This is a genomic window from Streptomyces sp. URMC 127 (genome assembly GCF_051386535.1).
In the GTDB taxonomy this organism is placed as follows: domain Bacteria; phylum Actinomycetota; class Actinomycetes; order Streptomycetales; family Streptomycetaceae; genus Streptomyces.
Genome location: NZ_JBPQTW010000418.1, coordinates 1 through 2,119 on the forward strand (window position 1 = coordinate 1; position 2,119 = coordinate 2,119).

Here is a 2,119-nt window from a genome sequence, read left to right on the forward strand (position 1 = left end):
TCCGGGTGCGGCCGGGCGCCGCCCTATTCCCTGTATTGCGCACGTGTCTACAGGCGCGGCGGGGTTGCGGCGCCCCGATGCCGTACTGGGCGGCCTGGAGCTCGTACATCGACCGGTAGAGGCCGCCCTCGACGGCCATCAGCTCCTCGTGCGTGCCCTTGCCCACCACCCGTCCGCGGTCGAGGACGTAGATGAGGTCGGCGGTGGCCGTCGCGGCGAGCCGGTGGGTGATCAGCAGGACGGTCGTGCCGTCGTCGGTCAGCGTCCGCAGCGACTGGAAGGCCTCGGCCTCCGCGCGCGGGTCGAGGGCCGAGGTCGGCTCGTCGACGATGAGCAGGGGCGCGCGGCGGTAGCGGGCGCGGGCGCTGCCCAGGCGCTGCCACTGGCCGCCGGAGATCTGCGTGCCGCGCTCGAAGCCCTTGACCACGAGGCTGTCCCACTGGTGCGGCAGGGAGGAGACGACGTCGGTGGCGCCGGACTCGGCGGCCGCGCGGTCGATGCGGGCCTGGTCCGGCGGCGTGCCGGGGCGGCCGATGTGCACGTTGGCACGGGCGGTCATGGGCCAGCGGGGGAAGTCCTGGGAGAGCACGGCCACGTGGTCGAAGAGCTGGTCGCGGTCGGCGTCGCGGATCTCGACGCCGTTCCAGTACAGGTGCCCGGAGGTGGGCAGGTACAGCCCGGCGACGAGCTTGGACAGCGTGGTCTTGCCGGAGCCGTTGGCGCCGACCAGCGCCACGACCTTGCCGGGCGGGACGGTCAGGCTCACGTCGCTGAGCGCGGCCGAGGGGGCGCCGGGGTAGACGAAGGAGACCTTCTCCAGCCGGATCTCCTTCACGCCGCGCGGCAGCGGGGTGCCGCCCGTGGGGATGGCGTGGCGCTCGGCCTCCGCGCAGGCGCGCTCCAGGTCGCTGAGGTACATCGCTTCCTCGTAGAGGCGGTTGGTCTGGGTCACCAGCGCGGTCAGGCTCGCGCCGGCGGCCCGTACGGCGATGACCGCGGTGCCGGCGACGGCCAGGGGCAGCCCGCCGGAGGCCAGCAGCAGCCACAGCACGCCGTAGACGGCGAGGGCCGCGCCCCCCGAGAGGGCGGAGGCGGCGCCGCAGGTGACGGCCTCGGCGCGGGCGAGGCGCTGCTGTTCCTTCTCGACGGTGGCGGCCATGTCGTCGTAGGCGCCGACGAGCATGCGGCCGGCGCCGTGCACGCGGATCTCGGGGGCGGTGTCGTGCCCGGTGAGCGTGGAGGTGATGACGGAGATGGCGCGCCGGTGCTCGATCCAGGCGTGCCGGGAGGCGTACTGGCGCCGGGCCGTGACGACAGCGCCCCAGCCCTTGGGGGCCGCGACGAGGACGAGCATGGGCACGAGCGACGGGTGCAGCAGGGCGAGCACTCCGGCCGAAGCGGCGAGCCCCACCAGGGCGTTGACGACCGTGACGGAGGAGCCGATCATCAGCCGGACGGAGTCGGTGCCGAAACGGCCGGCGTCGAGCAGGCGGTGGAAGTCCTTGTCCTCCAGGACGGCGAGCTCGACGCGGACGGCGCCGCGGTAGAAGCGGGCGGTGCACACGCGCTCCACCTTGGGTTCCAGCTGCCCGGCGGCCGCGAGGGAGACGGCGGAGAGCAGGGCGGTGGCGGCGGCGACCGTGGTGACCGCGAGGAGCGCCGGCAGGGCCTCGCGCAGCCGGCCGGGGGTGGGGCCGGCGGTGAAGAGGGCGGTCAGCGCCCGGTTGGCGGCGACCAGCCCGAAGGCGCGCGTCAGGCCCTGGCACAGCTCGGCGCCCAGGAGCGCGCACAGCGCCCTGGGGTCCTCGTGCCAGGCGGCGCGGGCGACGGTGGCGACCATGGCGGGCAGCTGACGGGCCATCGCCCAGAAGGACAGCCGCAGCAGCGGCCGCTCGTGGGTGACGAAGGCCTTGTCGGGCCGCAAGGCGCCGCCGAACAGCAGCAGTTCGCTCTCCGACACGGGGAACGTGCGCGGCGGCCGCCGCGCGAAGGGCGTCACCGTGGCTCCGGTGCGCGGTAGGCTCGCGGGCCGGTCACGGGCCCCGTGGGAGCGGGGGCTGACGTGCCGCGTGGGGCGACGGGTGGCGCCGCGGGGGACGCGGGGCGCGTCAGCCCGTAG

General features: G+C 75.3%; 1 protein-coding gene. It reads right to left on the reverse strand.

All coding sequences use genetic code 11. The features are described from left to right. On the reverse strand, positions 1 to 1,999 hold a 1,999-nt coding region (locus ACSNOH_RS34620; protein WP_436725415.1), incomplete at its 3' end, for an ABC transporter ATP-binding protein. Between the last annotated feature and the right edge of the window lie 120 nt (positions 2,000 to 2,119).